This is a genomic window from Pseudomonas sp. MAFF 730105 (assembly GCF_055380705.1).
The window spans coordinates 3097393-3112826 of record NZ_AP018438.1; the positions used below are offsets into that span (position 1 = coordinate 3097393).

Below are 15434 nucleotides of genomic sequence, written 5' to 3' on the forward strand. Positions count from 1 at the left end.
CCATGGGCGCGTCGGCAGTTCTGCTGGGCGGAGTATTCATGCTTGCTGCGGGCGCTGTCCTGGCGCAAACCGATACGGCGACGTCGACCGGGGTCAACGCCTCGACGTTTTCCACTGACCTTTCGCAGTTGTATCGCGAGGCGCGGCTGGAGGATCCACAGATTGTCGCATCCCATGCGCGAGCGCAGGCGGGGCAGGAACATCAGAGCGAGGCCATGGGCGCGCTGCTGCCGCAGCTGTCGTTCAATGCCGGGTCGAACCGCATCCATCAGGAAAGCGATCTGGTGCAGCGCAGCTTCGACAGTGAAAGCTATGGGCTGGTGCTGCGTCAGTATCTTTATAACAAGGCCGCTTGGGAGAACTACCAGAAGTTCAAAAGCCTGGCGAAACAGTCCGAATCCCAGGCGCTGGACGAGCAGGCCGAGGCGACGGTGGAGTTGGCACAGCGTTACTTCACCGCATTGGCGGCCGAGGATGAACTGGAGCTGGTGAGGGCGGAGCGCCGTACCACTCAAAGGAGCCTGGACCGCGTGAACGCGCTGTATGAAAAACAGATGGCGCTGGTGACCGACCAGCTTGACTTGAAGGCCAGGGTGGATCTGCTCGCGGCGCAGGAACTGGATGCCCGCAATCAGGCCAGCATCAGTCGTGAAGCCTTGGCAGAAATTGTCGGCCGGCCGGTCAAGGAGAGGCTCAACCGGATTCGTGAAGACGTGCAGCTACAGGTCTCGGGGCAGAGCCTGGAGGGCTGGGTTCGCGATGGTATTGCCCTGAACCCGGCACTCAAGGCCAACGAAAGTGGCGTTGAAGCAGCAGGCGCGGCGTTGCGCAGTGGCAAGGGCGGGCATTACCCGACCCTGAGCCTGAACTTGAGCGCACAACAGACCAACGAGGGCTACAACAACTCCCTGGCGCCGCGCACCGACAGTTATGTCGCCGGTATTGGCCTTCAGGTACCGCTCTACAGCGGCGGCTCGACGTCGGCACGGGTCCGGGGACTCTATCAAGACCAACTTGTGGCCGAGCAGGAACTCGAAGCGATCCGGCGCCGGGTGGTCAAGGAAATCACCAATGCCTACCTGACCGCCAATTCGAACGGTGAGAAGATCGGCGCAAACCGTCTGGCGCTGGATTCGGCCAGGCTGTCGAGAGTGGCGGCCGAGAAAGCGCTGAGCTATGGGATGGTCAATTCCGTCGATGTGCTGGCCAGCGTGCGCAATGAGTTTCGCGCCCGGCGTGACCTGCTCAAGACCCAATATGAGTTCCTCAGCAACGTGTTGACTCTTAATCGATGGGCGGGAAAAGCACCGGGTGAAAGTATCGACAGCGTAAATGCATGGTTGAGCCCGGTCGGACTTGGGCACGACATTTTGCATTCGGATTCGGCGACAAATTGACGTTACTCTTTTGGTGCTCGTAACTATTGCACCATTGGTCGGTTAATTGACGAATATTCTCAGGCCAAGTGCCTGCAGGCAGCCCCTCACAGCGATTCCAATTCCTTGATTTCATGCGACTTGTCCCGACTGGTCCGAGCATTGTCGCGGCTTCCCGCATCAAGCCGGGGCGGATGAACGGCTGGCAGCCTATTGAGCTGGCCTAGACTCAGCGTACGGGCTCAAGGGAGCACATTATCATGTGTAAGTTGTTGATAATTATTCCTGTATGTTTTGTGGCGATGACGTTGTCCGGCTTGCGGACATATCCAACAACCCCGTCAATGCCGTTGGCTGTTGTGGTTTTTTCAGGGGGGGCGGGAAGATGATGCCTGTCCACGCAAAGCCGATACGCGTCATGCTGATCGATTGTCGGCCCCTGGTCCTCAAGGGGCTTCACGATCTGATCAATGCCAGAAGGCCTCAGATGGAAGTGAGCGGCCAGGCTTCTACCTATACCCATGCGCTGGACCTCGCCGACCAGTTGAATCCCCATGTCATTTTCTTCAGTTTTTTTCCGGATGCCCTGAATCCGCTGGAAGTCGTCGCGGAACTCACTCGCAGCAACGCAATGAAAGTACTGGTGCTCAAGGGCTTGTACGAAGCCGTGCCGGCGGCACAGGCAATAGAAGCGGGGGCACGGGGTATCGTACTGGCAGAAGACCCGACGGAGTCGATCATCCGGGCCATCGTCAAGGTCCACCGTCACGATGTCGCACTGGATCGAGCCTGGGCCGATGGGCTGGGCGGTTATGCCGCGAGCGGGCATGTCCCGCTGAAATGCAATACCGAGCAAGTAAAACAGGCACGGCTGACGTTGCGCGAGAGAGAGCTGATCCGCGCCATCGTGGAGGACCCGTCCGCCAAGTACATCAGCATCGCCGAAGGCCTTGGCATCAGCGAGCACACGGTGCATAACCATCTCAGCAACATCTACCAGAAACTCAATCTCATCAACCGCATCGATTTGCTGATGTATGCGCTCAAGCATGGGCTCAACAACAATGCAGGGCCGCCGGAATCCACCTGGGTGGAACTGGATTGAGGGAGCCCCCGGGTGTTGGCTCCGTAAAAACAGTGCGAGGGTGGTTCCTGGGCCACCCTCGCATTTTTCAGGTGCGCGACATATCAGGCCGCGCCGAACACCACATCGCTACTCAGAAGATCGACGCCGACCAAGGTTATGGTGGTCGTTTGCCCACCTGTCTCGGCGATTGTCACGATGCTGTCTGCGCCGGCATTGTCGATCGATTGCACCACTGCCCCCGGGTCACCGAGGAGCACAAGGCTGTCCCGTTGACCTGGATCCGTGTCGAATCCGGTGACCTGATAGCGGTTTTCGGTGAAGGACAGATCAACGTTGAAGGCATCGCGTTCACCGCCTGTGCCGACCAGTGTGTAGTCGAAGAGGCTGCCGGCCGAGTCGTTGGCGAACAGGTTGGCGTCGAACGTACTGGATGCCGAATCTCCATCCTTATCCGTCAACGTAGCATTGAACGTCAGCTTGACATCGCTGGCCAGGTTCTCTGTTTCCTGAATGAACTGGATCACCGGAATCTTGATCGCGCCCCGGCCCATCGTGAGCTGAACCGCATCGATCATCGCCGTACCTTCGCGCTCGATATCGAAGGACACTTGTCCGCCGGCTTCGGCCGTCAGGGTGTTCACTTCGGTGAGATTCGAGAACGTGCCATCGTCGTAGTAGATCCTGAAGTACAGGTCCTCGGTCGCCGTGTTGTAGCCCGCCACGGAGTTGTCGATGAAGATCTTCATGCCTGTCAGCAGGGTTTCCGGGTTGATGACGAAGCTTTCGTCGGCCGCGCCGATGGCCACCAGGTTGTCCCCCTGGAGCAGATTGTTGCCAACGCCGATACCCGATGTGCTGACGTTCATGGCCGCCGGGTCGATGTACGACGGCAGTGGATTGGTCTGTAGCGCGGCTTCGGTCGGGTCGGGTGCTCCGAGCCCGATACCGGCCAGAATGTCGGTGGGCGACGCCAGTGCCTTGGCGGAAAAGAACACCACTTCTTCCGATGCCGATGGGATCGTCGGGTCGGCCGTCTTCGGAATAAGCAACGTGCGCACGGAATCCGGACCGCCGGCATCGAGAGAACCGTCGGCGCTGCTCTGCACGATCGTCGAACTGAAGCCTTGCACCAGATCCAGCGCATAGCTGCCGTTGGCATAGGCGGTCAGCGTGTAGTCGACGCTGGTGTCCGCCGTGCTGGCGTTGTTATCGAAGTCGCCGGTCAAGGTGCCTGCGAAGTGATAGGCGCCATTGGCATCCGGTGAGAGTGCCTGCTCGGTGAGCGTACCGGTCCCGGTGGCGGTTGTGTCGTCCGGCCTGACGAGGGTGAATTGACCGTTCACCAGGGAAATATCCAGGCCGGTAGCTCCCAGACCGTCGGCTCCAAGCGACTGGCTCCAGAAACCGTACTGGGGCAGAACGCTTCCGGTGCCGATCAGGTTACCGAACGCGACGGATGGGCCGTCGTCCTCGAACACCAGGTTCTGCCCGATGTTGAGGGTTGCCTGGGCCATATCGCCGTCCTTGTCGGTCTTGGTTGCGATCAACGTGACCAGCGTGTCCGAGGACAGGCTCTTCGAGTCGTCGGGGTTGGTCGCGTCGGGATGCACCACTGCCCTGATCTGGTCGAGGGTGACATCGCCATTGGCGGCCACGTTGACGGTGAACACCAGCAGGTTGGTGGTGGCCGTGCGGCCTTCTACCACCGTGCCGTTGAGTGACAGGTTCACGGCTTCGCCAGTGGCCGTGTCCGTCAGCCCGGAGGCGCCCGCCACCACGCCCAGCGCGTAGGTCAACGTGCCGGCACCGTCAGCGCCATAGGCCGAGGTGAAATTGGCGGCGAAGTTCTGGGTGGCGTTGGTGCTCAGGACTGTTTCGTCCACGGTCAGCGTGGGTTCCGTGCCGGTGGTACTGATGCTCGGTCCGTCGTCCTTGAACACCAGGTTCTGGCCGATGTTGAGCGTGGCCTGGGCACTGTCGCCGTCCTTGTCGGTCTTGGTCGCCGTCAGGGTCACCAGGGTGTCTGAGGTCAGCGTTTTCGAGTCATCGGGATTGGTCGTGTTGGGGTGCACCACCGCCCGGACCTGATCGAGGGTGACGTCGCCATTGGCGGCCACGCTGACGCTGAACACCAGCAGGTTGGTGGTGGCCGTGCGGCCTTCGACCACGGAACCGTTGAGCGATAGGTTCACGGCTTCGCCAGTGGCCGTGTCCGTCAATCCGGAGGCTCCTGCCACCACGCCCAAGGCGTAGGTCAGCGTGCCGGCACCGTCAGCGCCATAGGCGGAGGTGAAATTGGCGGCGAAGTTCTGGGTGGCGTCGGTGGTCAGCACCGTTTCGTCGACGGTCAGCGTGGGCTCCGTGCCGGTGGTACTGATGCTCGGTCCGTCGTCCTTGAACACCAGGTTCTGGCCGATGTTGAGCGTGGCCTGGGCACTGTCGCCGTCCTTGTCGGTCTTGGTCGCCGTCAGGGTCACCAGGGTGTCTGAGGTCAGCGTTTTCGAGTCATCGGGATTGGTCGTGTTGGGGTGCACCACCGCCCGGACCTGATCGAGGGTGACGTCGCCATTGGCGGCCACGCTGACGCTGAACACCAGCAGGTTGGTGGTGGCTGTGCGGCCTTCGACCACGGAACCGTTGAGCGATAGGTTCACGGCTTCGCCAGTGGCGGTGTCCGTCAATCCGGAGGCGCCCGCGACTACGCCAAGGGCGTAGGTTTGCGTACCGGCACCGTCAGCGCCATAGGCCGAGGTGAAGTTGGCCGCAAAGTTCTGGGTAGCGTTGGTGGCCAACACCGTCTCGTCCACGGTCAGCGTGGGCTCCGTGCCGGTGGTACCGATGCTCGGCCCGTCATCTTCGAAGACCAGTTTGGAACCGATCTCGGTTTTCGCCAGCGAGGCCTGGACCAGCGTGAAACCACCTATGTCGAAGTCCGCGTGGTTGGTGCCCTTGGCGTCCACCGCGGCCCCGTTCTCGATGAGCACGCGGTTGTGCGTCGACGTCGTGGTGTATTCAATCTGGTATCCGGCCTTGACACCGGTAATGGTTGCAACCCCGGAGGCAAAGCTGATGGCGATGGCAGGATCGTTCACCGATCCGTCCGAGTTCTCGATCACCAATCCGGTGCTGATGTTGATGACGCGAACGTTGGTGATAGCCACCGCCGTGTCGTTCGTATAACCGTTGATGAAATTCACGCCAGGCTCAGGCGCGGTGCTGAATGCGCTGATTTTCACCACGGCCGTCTTGCCGCTTTGCAGCTGCACGACGTCGAAATTGGCGGTCTTGGTATTGAAGACGTCCGTGAAGTCGATGTTGGACTCCACGTCCGCTTCGTTCTGATCCAGGTTGGGAATGGTCACGTCCTGCCGGGCACCGGTGACGAAGGTGAACCGGATGCCTTCCTGTTCCACGATCATCTGATTGTTGGTGCCGAAGGTGGTCGGTCCACCCGCCTGGCTGGTGTTGATCGTGTCGCCCGTGGTGATGTTGACACCGGTCGACTGGTCAGCTGGGTCCTTCCCGGTGGCGATGATGGTGGGTTCCGTGATCCGTGAAATGCCATCGACTATTTCAGTGGTCGGGTTCGCTGTGGTGAACATCAGGAACAGGTTCTGGCCCGAGGGTGCGTTGGCCAGACTGAACTCCAGGTCCTGGCTGGCGCCGACGAACACCTTGTCCAGCAGGTTGACCGGGTCATCCGGGTTCGTAGTGACCGGGTTATTGAGGGGGACATATTGCACGGTCCAGATCTTTCCACCGGTGCTGGTTTCTTCGATGTAGGCCGCGAACACAATCGTGCCGGTTGGCCCTCCGGCCCGGCCCAGGACGATGTTGTCGTTCGTATCCGTATAGAGAAGGATGTTGCTGCCATCGAGGGTGTCCAGTCCGCTGTCCACGCCATCGAGCGGAGCGCCGGTGCTGCCGACGAAGCTGATGTCGGTGATGGTCGCACCGGGCGCGGCGGTGATGGTGAACGCGTCACTGCCTGTGTTACCCACGGCCCCGGTGTAGCCGCTCAAGGCTGCCCCCATTGCGGTGCCTGCGCCCAGTGCCGTCAGGCGGGTGGCGAAGGTGGCGGGCAGGGAAGCCACCAGAATGTCGTTGTCGTTGGCGTCTTCCGCAGGGCTTGGTGTGGCGGTGGCGTTCTGCAACCCGGTCGTTTCATCCAGCGTAACGCTCACGCCGGTCGCCACCACACCCAGGTCGGTGGCGACCGTAGGGGCGAACAGGGATTGAGTGTCACTCGTCAGTAGTGAATTTTTCTCCTGGATAGTCATAACTTGCTCCTGGGCAATTGCGGTCATCGAGGTCTGACCGTTGACCTTTGGCCGCAACTATGGAAAAGCGCTGGAGATTGCGCATCGGCCGATACTCCCAGGTGGGCTGGGAGTTTCAGACTACTGCCGGGCTACGCCAGGATTGGGCGGGCAGAGATTGATAAGCGGACGGGCCTGAATGCCGGGTTTGATAACGGGAGGTCGTGAAACGGTGCCTGCGTTGCAGGCGTTTGGCAGGTGTGTAACGGGCTTTTTGTTTTGGTTGTGCTATACAACTAATTGCCTGTTCTCCTGAGGGCTATTCCATGGACCATTTCCCGCAAGGCTCAATCAACCACATCCGTTCGGCGTCGCGCCTCATGGTGCGAGAATTGGGATTCATGAATGCCACGCTGGCGGCTACGGCGTATCCGCCGTCATCCGTGCACGCCATCGTCGAGATCGGGAGCCGGAAGGTGCTGACGGCTGCCGAGCTGGTCGAGCTCCTTGGCCTGGAAAAGTCCAGTGTGAGCCGCATGGTTCGCAAGCTCATCGAGGCGGGTGAGCTCGAAGAGGTTCCCAATGGGGCTGACGCGCGTTCCAAGCACCTGCGACTCACTGCGCAGGGCGCCAATACCCTGCGCTCCATCGATCGCTTCGCCACGCAGCAGGTAGAAGCGGCCATGTCTCACTTGAGCGAGGAACAACGCCGGACAGTCCAGGAAGGCATCGCTCACTATGCTGTCGCGCTGCGCGCACATCGACTCGGTACTGAAGTGTCATCCGCGGCGCAACTGGACATCGCCCGCGGCTACCGCCCCGGCATCATCGGCCGCATTGTCCAGATGCATGCGGACTATTACGCCCGGCATTCGGATTTCGGCCAGCCCTTCGAAAGCCTGGTGGCCTCGGACATGGCCGAACTGATGGGGCGTTTGCACAACCCACGCAATGAGGTCTGGGTGGCCCTGGAGGGTGAGCGCATTGTCGGCTCGATTGCCATTGACGGTGAAGGCGAAGGGGGTGAAGCGATCCTACGCTGTTTCATTCTCGACGACTGCGCCCGGGGCAAGGGGGCAGGCAGGCGCCTGTTGGCCGAAGCGATGAAGTTCTGTGACCAGTGGCAGTTTCCTGCTACCCGGCTCTGGACATTCCAGGGGCTCGATGCAGCCCGCAGGTTATATGAAGATTTCGGTTTCAGATTGGAACATGAGCAGGAAGGGCAGCAGTGGGGGCGGCGGGTCATGGAACAGTGTTTTGTGCGCCCCTTTTTGTAAGGTCGCCCACTATCCGGAAATCCTACAAGGCCGTGCGGGATTCAATTGCCCTGATTATCCGGCTTTATCTCCAGTTTCCGGTTTGGGTTGAGTGATGAGTCTCGTGTTGCGTTCGATGATGATCGAGTCATTGGGGATTTCCAGCCGGATAGCCGTATCTGCGGTACGCATTTCAATCAGTGTCGAGTTGCCAACCCCGCGGAACACCACGGTCGCATTTTCAAAGGTTTTATAGTCTTGCAAGGGTGAGTCCTGGGGAGCAGGCAGTAAGTTGGCATAAGGCGGCTTTACCAGAATCGTCGCTCGTTCGATGCGTATCTTTGCCAGGCTCATGGCGGTTTGCAGTAAGTCCGAGGTGACGCCGCCCATGAGAATGGGGGCAGGATGAGGAGTCCGGCGATCATCGCCCTGAGTCTTTTCATGGGTTTCACATCGACCCGGGCGTCTGTCTCGGAAGACTCGGTATCGGCTATTTTCGGGGGCGGTCCGTAAGCGGCTTTGATCTTGTTGTTCTGCTGTAGGAAGGCCGAATAAACGACGTATTGAAAGATTGGCAACAGAACGAGAGGGATATGTTCCAGGGGATTCTTGCGCGCAAGAAAATAAATGGTCACCACACCACAGATGCCAAAAAACACCGTCAGGAACGTTATTTTTTGTAGTTTCAGTTCCGCTTTGGACTTTTCAGCACGGAATATCGTTGTCACCCAGATGAGAAATCTCAGCACCGGAACGAACATTGGTGCAAGCAACACGCCCGCAGCCGTGACGGACACCGAAAAGTAAAGGCAGATGACCCCGAAACAGAACGCCGCGACCAAAAACAGCAGGCTGTCTCCGATGGAAACGCCTTGCGGGTAATGGCCATTGCCGAGCAGGTAGCTGACGATGCACGTCCCGCCAGTCAGTAAGCCAACTTTCGCCGCCAGGGAAAGCAGCTTCGTTGCCAGATCAATTTGCTTTTCCAGTTCACTCGTTGCTTCCCGCATCCTGCGTTTCTCATGAGCTATATGAATGAGTGGGTTTAGAGCTGTTTTCGCCAATGTGCAAGTCGCCGGCAATGGGTTATAAGACAAGTTCCCGTGGAACGCGGGCGACTTTCACCTCAAGTCGCTTTCAGAACGCGTTTTGTCGTCCATGTGCAATTGCCAGTTCCCGGGAGTGGCAAGCTGTAACGATGCCCCGGATCAGGCGCACCAAGATGCCTGACCGGAGAGCGAGGAGGGCGACCGGATAACCACGCTTCCGTGACGTGGCCGGACGCCGCAGCCAAGACTCCGGACGACTGCCTTCAGCAGTGTCGTTCGAGATGCCGAGGTAAGTTTATGCCCGATGAGACGCTTCACCTGCCTCTGATTCAACGTGTATTGGAGCGCGAAAAGGACACCCCCGGTGCCTTGCTGCCGATTCTTCATGCCATCCAGGAGGGCTGCGGGTACGTTCCCGACTCGGCCGTCCCGGAGATCGCCCATGCCCTCAACCTCAGTCTGGCTGAAGTGCGCGGCGTTATCAGTTTCTATCACGATTTCCGTACCACGCCGCCCGCACGCCATACCTTGCGTCTTTGCCGGGCGGAGTCGTGCCAAAGCATGGGGGCCGAACAGTTGGCTGCCCAATTGCGCGAACAACTGTCTCTGGACGATCACGGCACCAGCGCCGATGGCAGCATCAGTTTGCGGCCGGTCTATTGCCTGGGGGCCTGTGTCTGCTCGCCGGCCCTGGAGCTGGATGGCCAGTTGCACGCACGGCTGACGCCTGAGCGCCTGCGCGAGCTGGTCAATGGCTGCCTGGAGGAAGGCACATGCTGAAGCTCTGCATTCCCCGCGATTCGGTAGCCCGTGCCGTCGGCGCGGACACGGTGGCCGTCGCGCTGATGCGCGAGGCCGAGCGGCGGCAGTTGCCGCTGGAGGTGCAGCGCACCAGTTCCCGTGGCCTCTATTGGCTGGAACCGCTGCTGGAGCTGGAAACCACCAGCGGCCGGCTGGGCTTCGGCCCCGTCACACCGGCGGACGTGCCTGGGCTGCTCGACGCCCTGGCAGGCGACCCCGGCAACCATCCATTGGCCCTGGGGCCGGTGGAGGACATCCCTTATCTCAAGAGCCAGCAGCGCCTGCTGTTCGCTCGCGCTGGTATCACCCGGCCGCTGTCCCTGGATGACTATCGCGCCCATGGCGGCTTCCAGGGCCTGGCTCGCGCAATCCAGCAGGATGGCGCGCAAGTGGTGGCCAGCGTGCTCGACTCGGGCCTGCGCGGCCGGGGCGGCGCGGCGTTCCCGGCGGGCATCAAGTGGCGCACCGTGCGCGATGCGCCGGGTACGCAGAAATATGTGGTGTGCAACGCCGACGAAGGCGACTCCGGCACATTCGCCGACCGCATGCTGATGGAAGGCGATCCGTTCCTGCTGATCGAAGGCATGATCATTGCGGGTATCGCGGTAGGCGCCACCATGGGCTACATCTATGTGCGCTCGGAATATCCGGACGCTGTCGCGACGTTGAACGATGCCCTGGGCATCGCCCGCGAGGCCGGCTACCTGGGCGCCAACGTGGCGGGCAGTGGCCGTGCTTTCGAACTGGAAGTCCGGGTGGGCGCCGGTGCCTACATCTGCGGCGAAGAAACCGCCCTGCTGGAGTCCCTCGAAGGCAAGCGGGGCACGGTTCGCGCCAAGCCGCCGTTGCCTGCGCTGCAAGGCCTGTTCGGGCTGCCAACCCTGGTTCACAACGTGCTGACCCTGACTTCGGTCCCGGTGATCCTGGAGAAGGGCGCCCAGTTCTACCGCGACTTCGGCATGGGCCGTTCCCTGGGAACGATGCCGTTCCAACTGGCCGGCAACATCCGCCATGGCGGCCTGGTGGAGCGCGCCTTCGGCCTGACGCTGCGCGAGCTGGTGGAAGAATATGGCGGTGGTACCGCCAGCGGCCGGCCATTGAAGGCCGCCCAGGTGGGTGGCCCGCTGGGTGCCTGGGTGCCACCTTCGCAGTTCGATACACCGCTGGATTACGAGGCGTTTGCCGCTATGGGCGCGATGCTTGGCCACGGCGGCGTGGTGGTGGCCGATGACAGCCTGGACATGGCGCATATGGCCCGTTTCGCCCTGCAGTTCTGCGCCGAAGAATCCTGCGGCAAATGCACGCCGTGCCGGATCGGCTCCACCCGTGGGGTGGAAGTGGTGGACCGGCTGCTCGCCAGCACCGATGCCGGTGCCCGCCAGGAACAGGTCCTGTTGCTCCAGGACCTCTGCGACACCCTGCAATACGGTTCGCTCTGTGCCTTGGGTGGGATGACCTCCTATCCTGTCGCCAGCGCCCTCAAGCATTTCCCTGCCGACTTCGGTCTGGCGACCACGGAGGCCGACCAATGATCAATATCTTCGATCCCGCCAGCGATATCGACCTGGGCACCCCCGAACGCGAAAGCGAGGTGCAAGTCAGCCTGAGCATCGACGGCCGCGAAATCAGCGTTCCCTCCGGTACCTCGGTGATGCGCGCCGCGGCATTGCTCGGCACCACCATCCCCAAACTCTGCGCCACCGACAGCCTGGAGCCGTTCGGTTCCTGTCGCATGTGCCTGGTGGAGATCGACGGCATGCGCGGCTATCCGGCCTCGTGCACCACGCCGGTCACCGAAGGCATGGTGGTACGCACCCAGACCTCCCGACTCGCCGGCTTGCGGCGTAACGTGATGGAGCTGTACATCTCCGACCACCCGCTGGACTGCCTGACGTGCTCGGCCAACGGCAACTGCGAATTGCAGACAGTGGCGGGGCAGGTCGGCCTGCGTGAAGTGCGCTATGGCTATGAGGGTGACAACCACCTGGCCGAAACGAAAGACGTTTCCAACCCTTATTTTGACTACGACCCGAGCAAATGCATCGTCTGCAACCGCTGCGTGCGGGCGTGCGAGGAAACCCAAGGCACTTTCGCACTGACCATCACCGGACGCGGCTTCGATTCGCGGGTGGCGGCCGCTGGCGGTGACAACTTCCTCGACTCTGAATGCGTGTCCTGCGGCGCCTGTGTGCAGGCCTGTCCGACGGCCACGCTGATGGAAAAAAGCGTGGTGGAAATCGGCCAGCCGGAGCGCAGCGTCATCACCACGTGTGCCTACTGTGGCGTCGGGTGCTCGTTCCGCGCCGAAATGAAAGGCGACCAACTGGTGCGCATGGTTCCGGACAAAAACGGCCAGGCCAACCACGGCCATTCCTGCGTCAAGGGTCGTTTCGCCTGGGGCTATGCCACCCACCCGGATCGCATCACCAAGCCGATGATCCGCAAGCACATCAACGATCCGTGGCAGGAAGTCAGCTGGGACGAAGCCGTCAACTACGCGGCCAGTGAATTCCGTCGCATTCAGTTGAAATACGGCCGCGACTCCATCGGCGGCATCACCTCCAGTCGTTGCACCAACGAAGAAACCTACCTGGTGCAGAAGCTGGTGCGTACCGCCTTCGGCAACAACAACGTCGACACCTGCGCCCGGGTCTGCCATTCGCCGACCGGTTATGGCCTCAAGCAGACACTCGGCGAGTCCGCCGGTACCCAGACCTTCGATTCGGTGATGCTGGCCGACGTGATCCTGGTGATGGGCGCCAACCCGACCGATGCCCACCCGGTGTTCGGTTCCCAGCTCAAGCGTCGCCTGCGCCAGGGTGCGCGGCTGATCGTCATCGATCCACGGCGCATCGACCTGGTGGATTCGCCCCATGCCCGCGCCGACCTGCACCTGCAACTTCGCCCGGGCACCAACGTGGCGATGCTCAATGCGCTGGCCCATGTGATTGTCACCGAAGGGCTGGTCAACCAGCCTTTCGTTGACGAGCGCTGCGAGGCCGCGGACTTTGCCCGCTGGCGTGACTTCGTCAGCCTGCCGGAGAACGCGCCCGAGGTCCTGGGCCCGGTGTGCGGCGTGCCTGCCGAGCAGATCCGCGCCGCCGCACGGCTCTACGCCACTGGCGGCAACGCAGCCATCTACTACGGCCTCGGCGTTACCGAGCATAGCCAGGGCAGTACGTCGGTGATGGGCATCGCCAACCTTGCCATGGTCACCGGTAACATCGGTCGCGAAGGCGTCGGCGTGAACCCGTTGCGCGGGCAGAACAACGTGCAGGGCTCCTGCGACATGGGCTCGTTCCCCCACGAGCTGCCCGGTTATCGCCACGTCTCCAACGATGTGGTACGCGCCCAGTTCGAGCAGGCCTGGAACGTGACTCTGCAACCCGATCCGGGGCTGCGCATTCCGAACATGTTCGAGGCGGCGCTGGATGGCTCCTTCAAGGCACTTTATTGCCAAGGCGAGGACATCGCCCAGAGCGACCCGAACACCCAGCACGTGACCGCGGCCCTGAGCGCCCTGGAATGCGTGGTGGTGCAGGACATCTTCCTTAACGAGACGGCGAAGTTCGCCCACGTATTCCTGCCGGGCAGCTCGTTCCTTGAGAAGGACGGTACCTTCACCAACGCCGAGCGCCGTATCTCGCGGGTACGCAAGGTGATGGAGCCCCTGGCAGGCAAGGCTGACTGGGAGGCCACCATGGCCCTGTCCGAAGCCCTGGGCTACAAGATGAACTACAAGCATCCTTCCGAGATCATGGATGAAATCGCCCGCCTGACGCCGACGTTCACCCGGGTCAGCTACGCCGAACTGGATCGCCATGGCAGCCTGCAATGGCCGTGCAACGATGACGCGCCGGACGGTACGCCGATCATGCACATCGACGAGTTCGTGCGCGGCAAAGGGCGCTTCATGCTCACCGGCTACGTGCCGACCGACGAGAAGGTCAACAGTCGCTATCCGTTGCTGCTGACCACCGGACGTATCCTCAGCCAGTACAACGTAGGTGCCCAGACTCGTCGCACCGAAAACGTCGCCTGGCACGAGGAAGACCGGTTGGAAATCCATCCGAGCGACGCCGAGAGCCGCGGTATCGTCGAGGGCGACTGGGTCGGCATCGGCAGCCGCGCCGGGCAGACCGTGCTGCGGGCCAAGGTCTCCGAACGAGTGGCGCCAGGGGTGGTCTACACCACCTTCCACTTCCCGGAATCGGGTGCCAACGTGATCACCACCGACAACTCCGACTGGGCCACCAACTGCCCGGAATACAAGGTGACGGCGGTGGAAATCGTGCGGGTCAGCCAACCTTCGGAATGGCAGAAACGCTACCAGGCTTTCAGCGATGAACAGGGGCGTCTGCTGCGCGAACGTCGTCATGCCGAGAAAGCCGAGGTGCGTCGATGAGTACCGAAAGCCTGATCAAGATGGCCAACCAGATCGGCCAGTACTTCTCCAGCGAGCCGGACAGGACACTGGCGGTGAATGGCGTACGTCAGCATATCCAGAATTTCTGGACGCCGGTCATGCGCAATCAGCTGATGAAGTGGCAGGTGGAAAACCCCGGCGATGGGCTGCACCCGCTGGTGCAGGCGGCGTTGACGGAATCCTAGCGCAAAGGTTCGGTGCGCAGCCCTGGTCGGCTGCGCACCGTTCCCCGGGCACAGAGGGCTGCTGTGTTCAGAATTTGTAACCCAGCCCAACCATGTACACGAAAGGGTCCACCTCGACATTCACTTTGGACCTGACCCCAAGCGTTGTATTGCTTACATAGGCATCGGTCTCGATGTCGATATAGCGCATCTGTGCGTTGAGCATCAGGCGATCGGTGAGCATGTAGTCTGCGCCCGCCTGGGCTGCCCATCCCCAAGAATTGCTGGCGTGAAACGAGTCGAAGCCTGCTGCGCTGGCGCGGCTGCCGACGCTTTCATCGTAGACCCAGGTGTAATTGATACCAATGCCCAGGTAGGGCTGGAAGGCTGCCTTGTTGTCGAGCGGGTAGTAGATCAGGCTCACGGTTGGCGGCAGATGCTTGAGGGATCCCAACTTGCCATCGGCAATGCCACCGGAGGTGCCGGAGATATTCACGTCGTGTTCGAATGGCGTCGCCGCCAGCAGCTCGACGCCCAGGTGGTCGGTGATCATGTAGGCGAAATTCAGGCCCAACTGGGTGTCGCTGTTCAGGCTCGCCTTGCCGCCCAGGTCGGTACCGGCGAGGCTACCGCGATCGACGCGCACGCTGGAGCTGCTTTCCCGAGGGTCGACGGTCACGGCTCCCGCGCGGATCAGAACATCGCCCGCTTCGAAAGCCTGGGCGGTGGTGGCCGACATCACCCCGATCAACAGGGCGGTGTTCAGAAGATTCGATTTACGCATGCATCACTCCACAATTCGAACGAAGGCCATCCAGCTCGAACCGCGGACGGTTCCAGGTGGTGCCGGAGATTCGAGTATCGAAAACCCCTGGCGGATGAACATCGGCCGATTGGCATAGTGTGGTGGGTGATGTGTTTCAGTCCTTGTCAGCCTGCGAGAAGATCTCAGAGGACAAAGTCCTTCATTCCCCGCCAATCCCCTGTGGGAGCGAGCCTGCTCGCGATGGCGGTAG

The 15434-nt window shown here is 61.2% G+C and carries 11 protein-coding genes; 7 read left to right on the forward strand and 4 right to left on the reverse strand.

What is annotated here, in order from left to right:
• The first annotated feature begins 2 nt into the window (after positions 1-2).
• A complete protein-coding gene (locus tag PCOSP_RS13680; RefSeq protein ID WP_464711715.1) occupies positions 3-1397 on the forward strand; it encodes a TolC family protein in 1395 nt (464 codons plus the stop codon).
• Positions 1398-1764: 367 nt separating this feature from the next.
• A complete protein-coding gene (locus tag PCOSP_RS13685; protein ID WP_464711934.1) occupies positions 1765-2481 on the forward strand; it encodes a LuxR C-terminal-related transcriptional regulator in 717 nt (238 codons plus the stop codon).
• Between the two features lie 83 nt (positions 2482-2564).
• On the opposite strand, the gene PCOSP_RS13690 is transcribed toward PCOSP_RS13685, so the two are convergent.
• Positions 2565-6743: a DUF5801 repeats-in-toxin domain-containing protein gene (locus tag PCOSP_RS13690; RefSeq protein WP_464711717.1), complete on the reverse strand. Its 4179-nt coding sequence runs from the start codon at positions 6741-6743 to the stop codon at positions 2565-2567.
• Between the two features lie 305 nt (positions 6744-7048).
• Here PCOSP_RS13690 and PCOSP_RS13695 point away from each other — a divergent pair, with 305 nt between their 5' ends.
• Positions 7049-7999 (forward strand): bifunctional helix-turn-helix transcriptional regulator/GNAT family N-acetyltransferase, encoded by a 951-nt coding sequence (locus PCOSP_RS13695; protein WP_464711719.1) that lies wholly within the window; start codon positions 7049-7051, stop codon positions 7997-7999.
• Between the two features lie 54 nt (positions 8000-8053).
• Here the strand turns inward: PCOSP_RS13695 and PCOSP_RS13700 are convergent, their stop codons facing one another.
• Entirely contained in the window at positions 8054-8332 is a 279-nt protein-coding gene (locus tag PCOSP_RS13700) for a hypothetical protein (RefSeq protein WP_464711721.1), read from the reverse strand.
• The gene (locus tag PCOSP_RS13705; RefSeq protein ID WP_464711722.1) at positions 8329-8988 is read right to left on the reverse strand and encodes a hypothetical protein; all 660 of its coding nucleotides are present in this window, start codon (positions 8986-8988) and stop codon (positions 8329-8331) included. The genes PCOSP_RS13700 and PCOSP_RS13705 overlap by 4 nt, the downstream gene beginning before the upstream one ends.
• A gap of 336 nt (positions 8989-9324) precedes the next feature.
• On the opposite strand from PCOSP_RS13705, the gene PCOSP_RS13710 reads away from it, so the two are divergent.
• From PCOSP_RS13710 to PCOSP_RS13725, 4 genes are read left to right on the forward strand one after another with little or no spacing between them, the layout of a single operon-like run.
• Positions 9325-9807: a formate dehydrogenase subunit gamma gene (locus PCOSP_RS13710; RefSeq protein ID WP_464711723.1), complete on the forward strand. Its 483-nt coding sequence runs from the start codon at positions 9325-9327 to the stop codon at positions 9805-9807.
• Positions 9801-11360, forward strand: coding sequence for a formate dehydrogenase beta subunit (locus PCOSP_RS13715; RefSeq protein ID WP_175362842.1), 1560 nt, complete (start codon positions 9801-9803; stop codon positions 11358-11360). Before PCOSP_RS13710 ends, PCOSP_RS13715 begins: the two co-directional genes overlap by 7 nt.
• The gene (fdhF, locus tag PCOSP_RS13720) at positions 11357-14233 is read left to right on the forward strand and encodes a formate dehydrogenase subunit alpha (protein ID WP_175362841.1); all 2877 of its coding nucleotides are present in this window, start codon (positions 11357-11359) and stop codon (positions 14231-14233) included. Before PCOSP_RS13715 ends, fdhF begins: the two co-directional genes overlap by 4 nt.
• Positions 14230-14439 (forward strand): formate dehydrogenase subunit delta, encoded by a 210-nt coding sequence (locus PCOSP_RS13725; protein WP_139649983.1) that lies wholly within the window; start codon positions 14230-14232, stop codon positions 14437-14439. Before fdhF ends, PCOSP_RS13725 begins: the two co-directional genes overlap by 4 nt.
• Before the next feature lie 67 nt (positions 14440-14506).
• Here the strand turns inward: PCOSP_RS13725 and PCOSP_RS13730 are convergent, their stop codons facing one another.
• The gene (locus tag PCOSP_RS13730; RefSeq protein WP_464711725.1) at positions 14507-15202 is read right to left on the reverse strand and encodes an OmpW/AlkL family protein; all 696 of its coding nucleotides are present in this window, start codon (positions 15200-15202) and stop codon (positions 14507-14509) included.
• Positions 15203-15434: the final 232 nt, after the last annotated feature.

Coding starts and splice junctions, on each gene's coding strand:
- PCOSP_RS13680 (WP_464711715.1), top strand. CDS start 3: ATGGGCGCGTCGGCAGTTCTGCTGGGCGGAGTATTCATGCTTGCTGCG.
- PCOSP_RS13685 (WP_464711934.1), top strand. CDS start 1,765: ATGCCTGTCCACGCAAAGCCGATACGCGTCATGCTGATCGATTGTCGG.
- PCOSP_RS13690 (WP_464711717.1), bottom strand. CDS start 6,743: ATGACTATCCAGGAGAAAAATTCACTACTGACGAGTGACACTCAATCC.
- PCOSP_RS13695 (WP_464711719.1), top strand. CDS start 7,049: ATGGACCATTTCCCGCAAGGCTCAATCAACCACATCCGTTCGGCGTCG.
- PCOSP_RS13700 (WP_464711721.1), bottom strand. CDS start 8,332: ATGAGCCTGGCAAAGATACGCATCGAACGAGCGACGATTCTGGTAAAG.
- PCOSP_RS13705 (WP_464711722.1), bottom strand. CDS start 8,988: ATGCGGGAAGCAACGAGTGAACTGGAAAAGCAAATTGATCTGGCAACG.
- PCOSP_RS13710 (WP_464711723.1), top strand. CDS start 9,325: ATGCCCGATGAGACGCTTCACCTGCCTCTGATTCAACGTGTATTGGAG.
- PCOSP_RS13715 (WP_175362842.1), top strand. CDS start 9,801: ATGCTGAAGCTCTGCATTCCCCGCGATTCGGTAGCCCGTGCCGTCGGC.
- fdhF (WP_175362841.1), top strand. CDS start 11,357: ATGATCAATATCTTCGATCCCGCCAGCGATATCGACCTGGGCACCCCC.
- PCOSP_RS13725 (WP_139649983.1), top strand. CDS start 14,230: ATGAGTACCGAAAGCCTGATCAAGATGGCCAACCAGATCGGCCAGTAC.
- PCOSP_RS13730 (WP_464711725.1), bottom strand. CDS start 15,202: ATGCGTAAATCGAATCTTCTGAACACCGCCCTGTTGATCGGGGTGATG.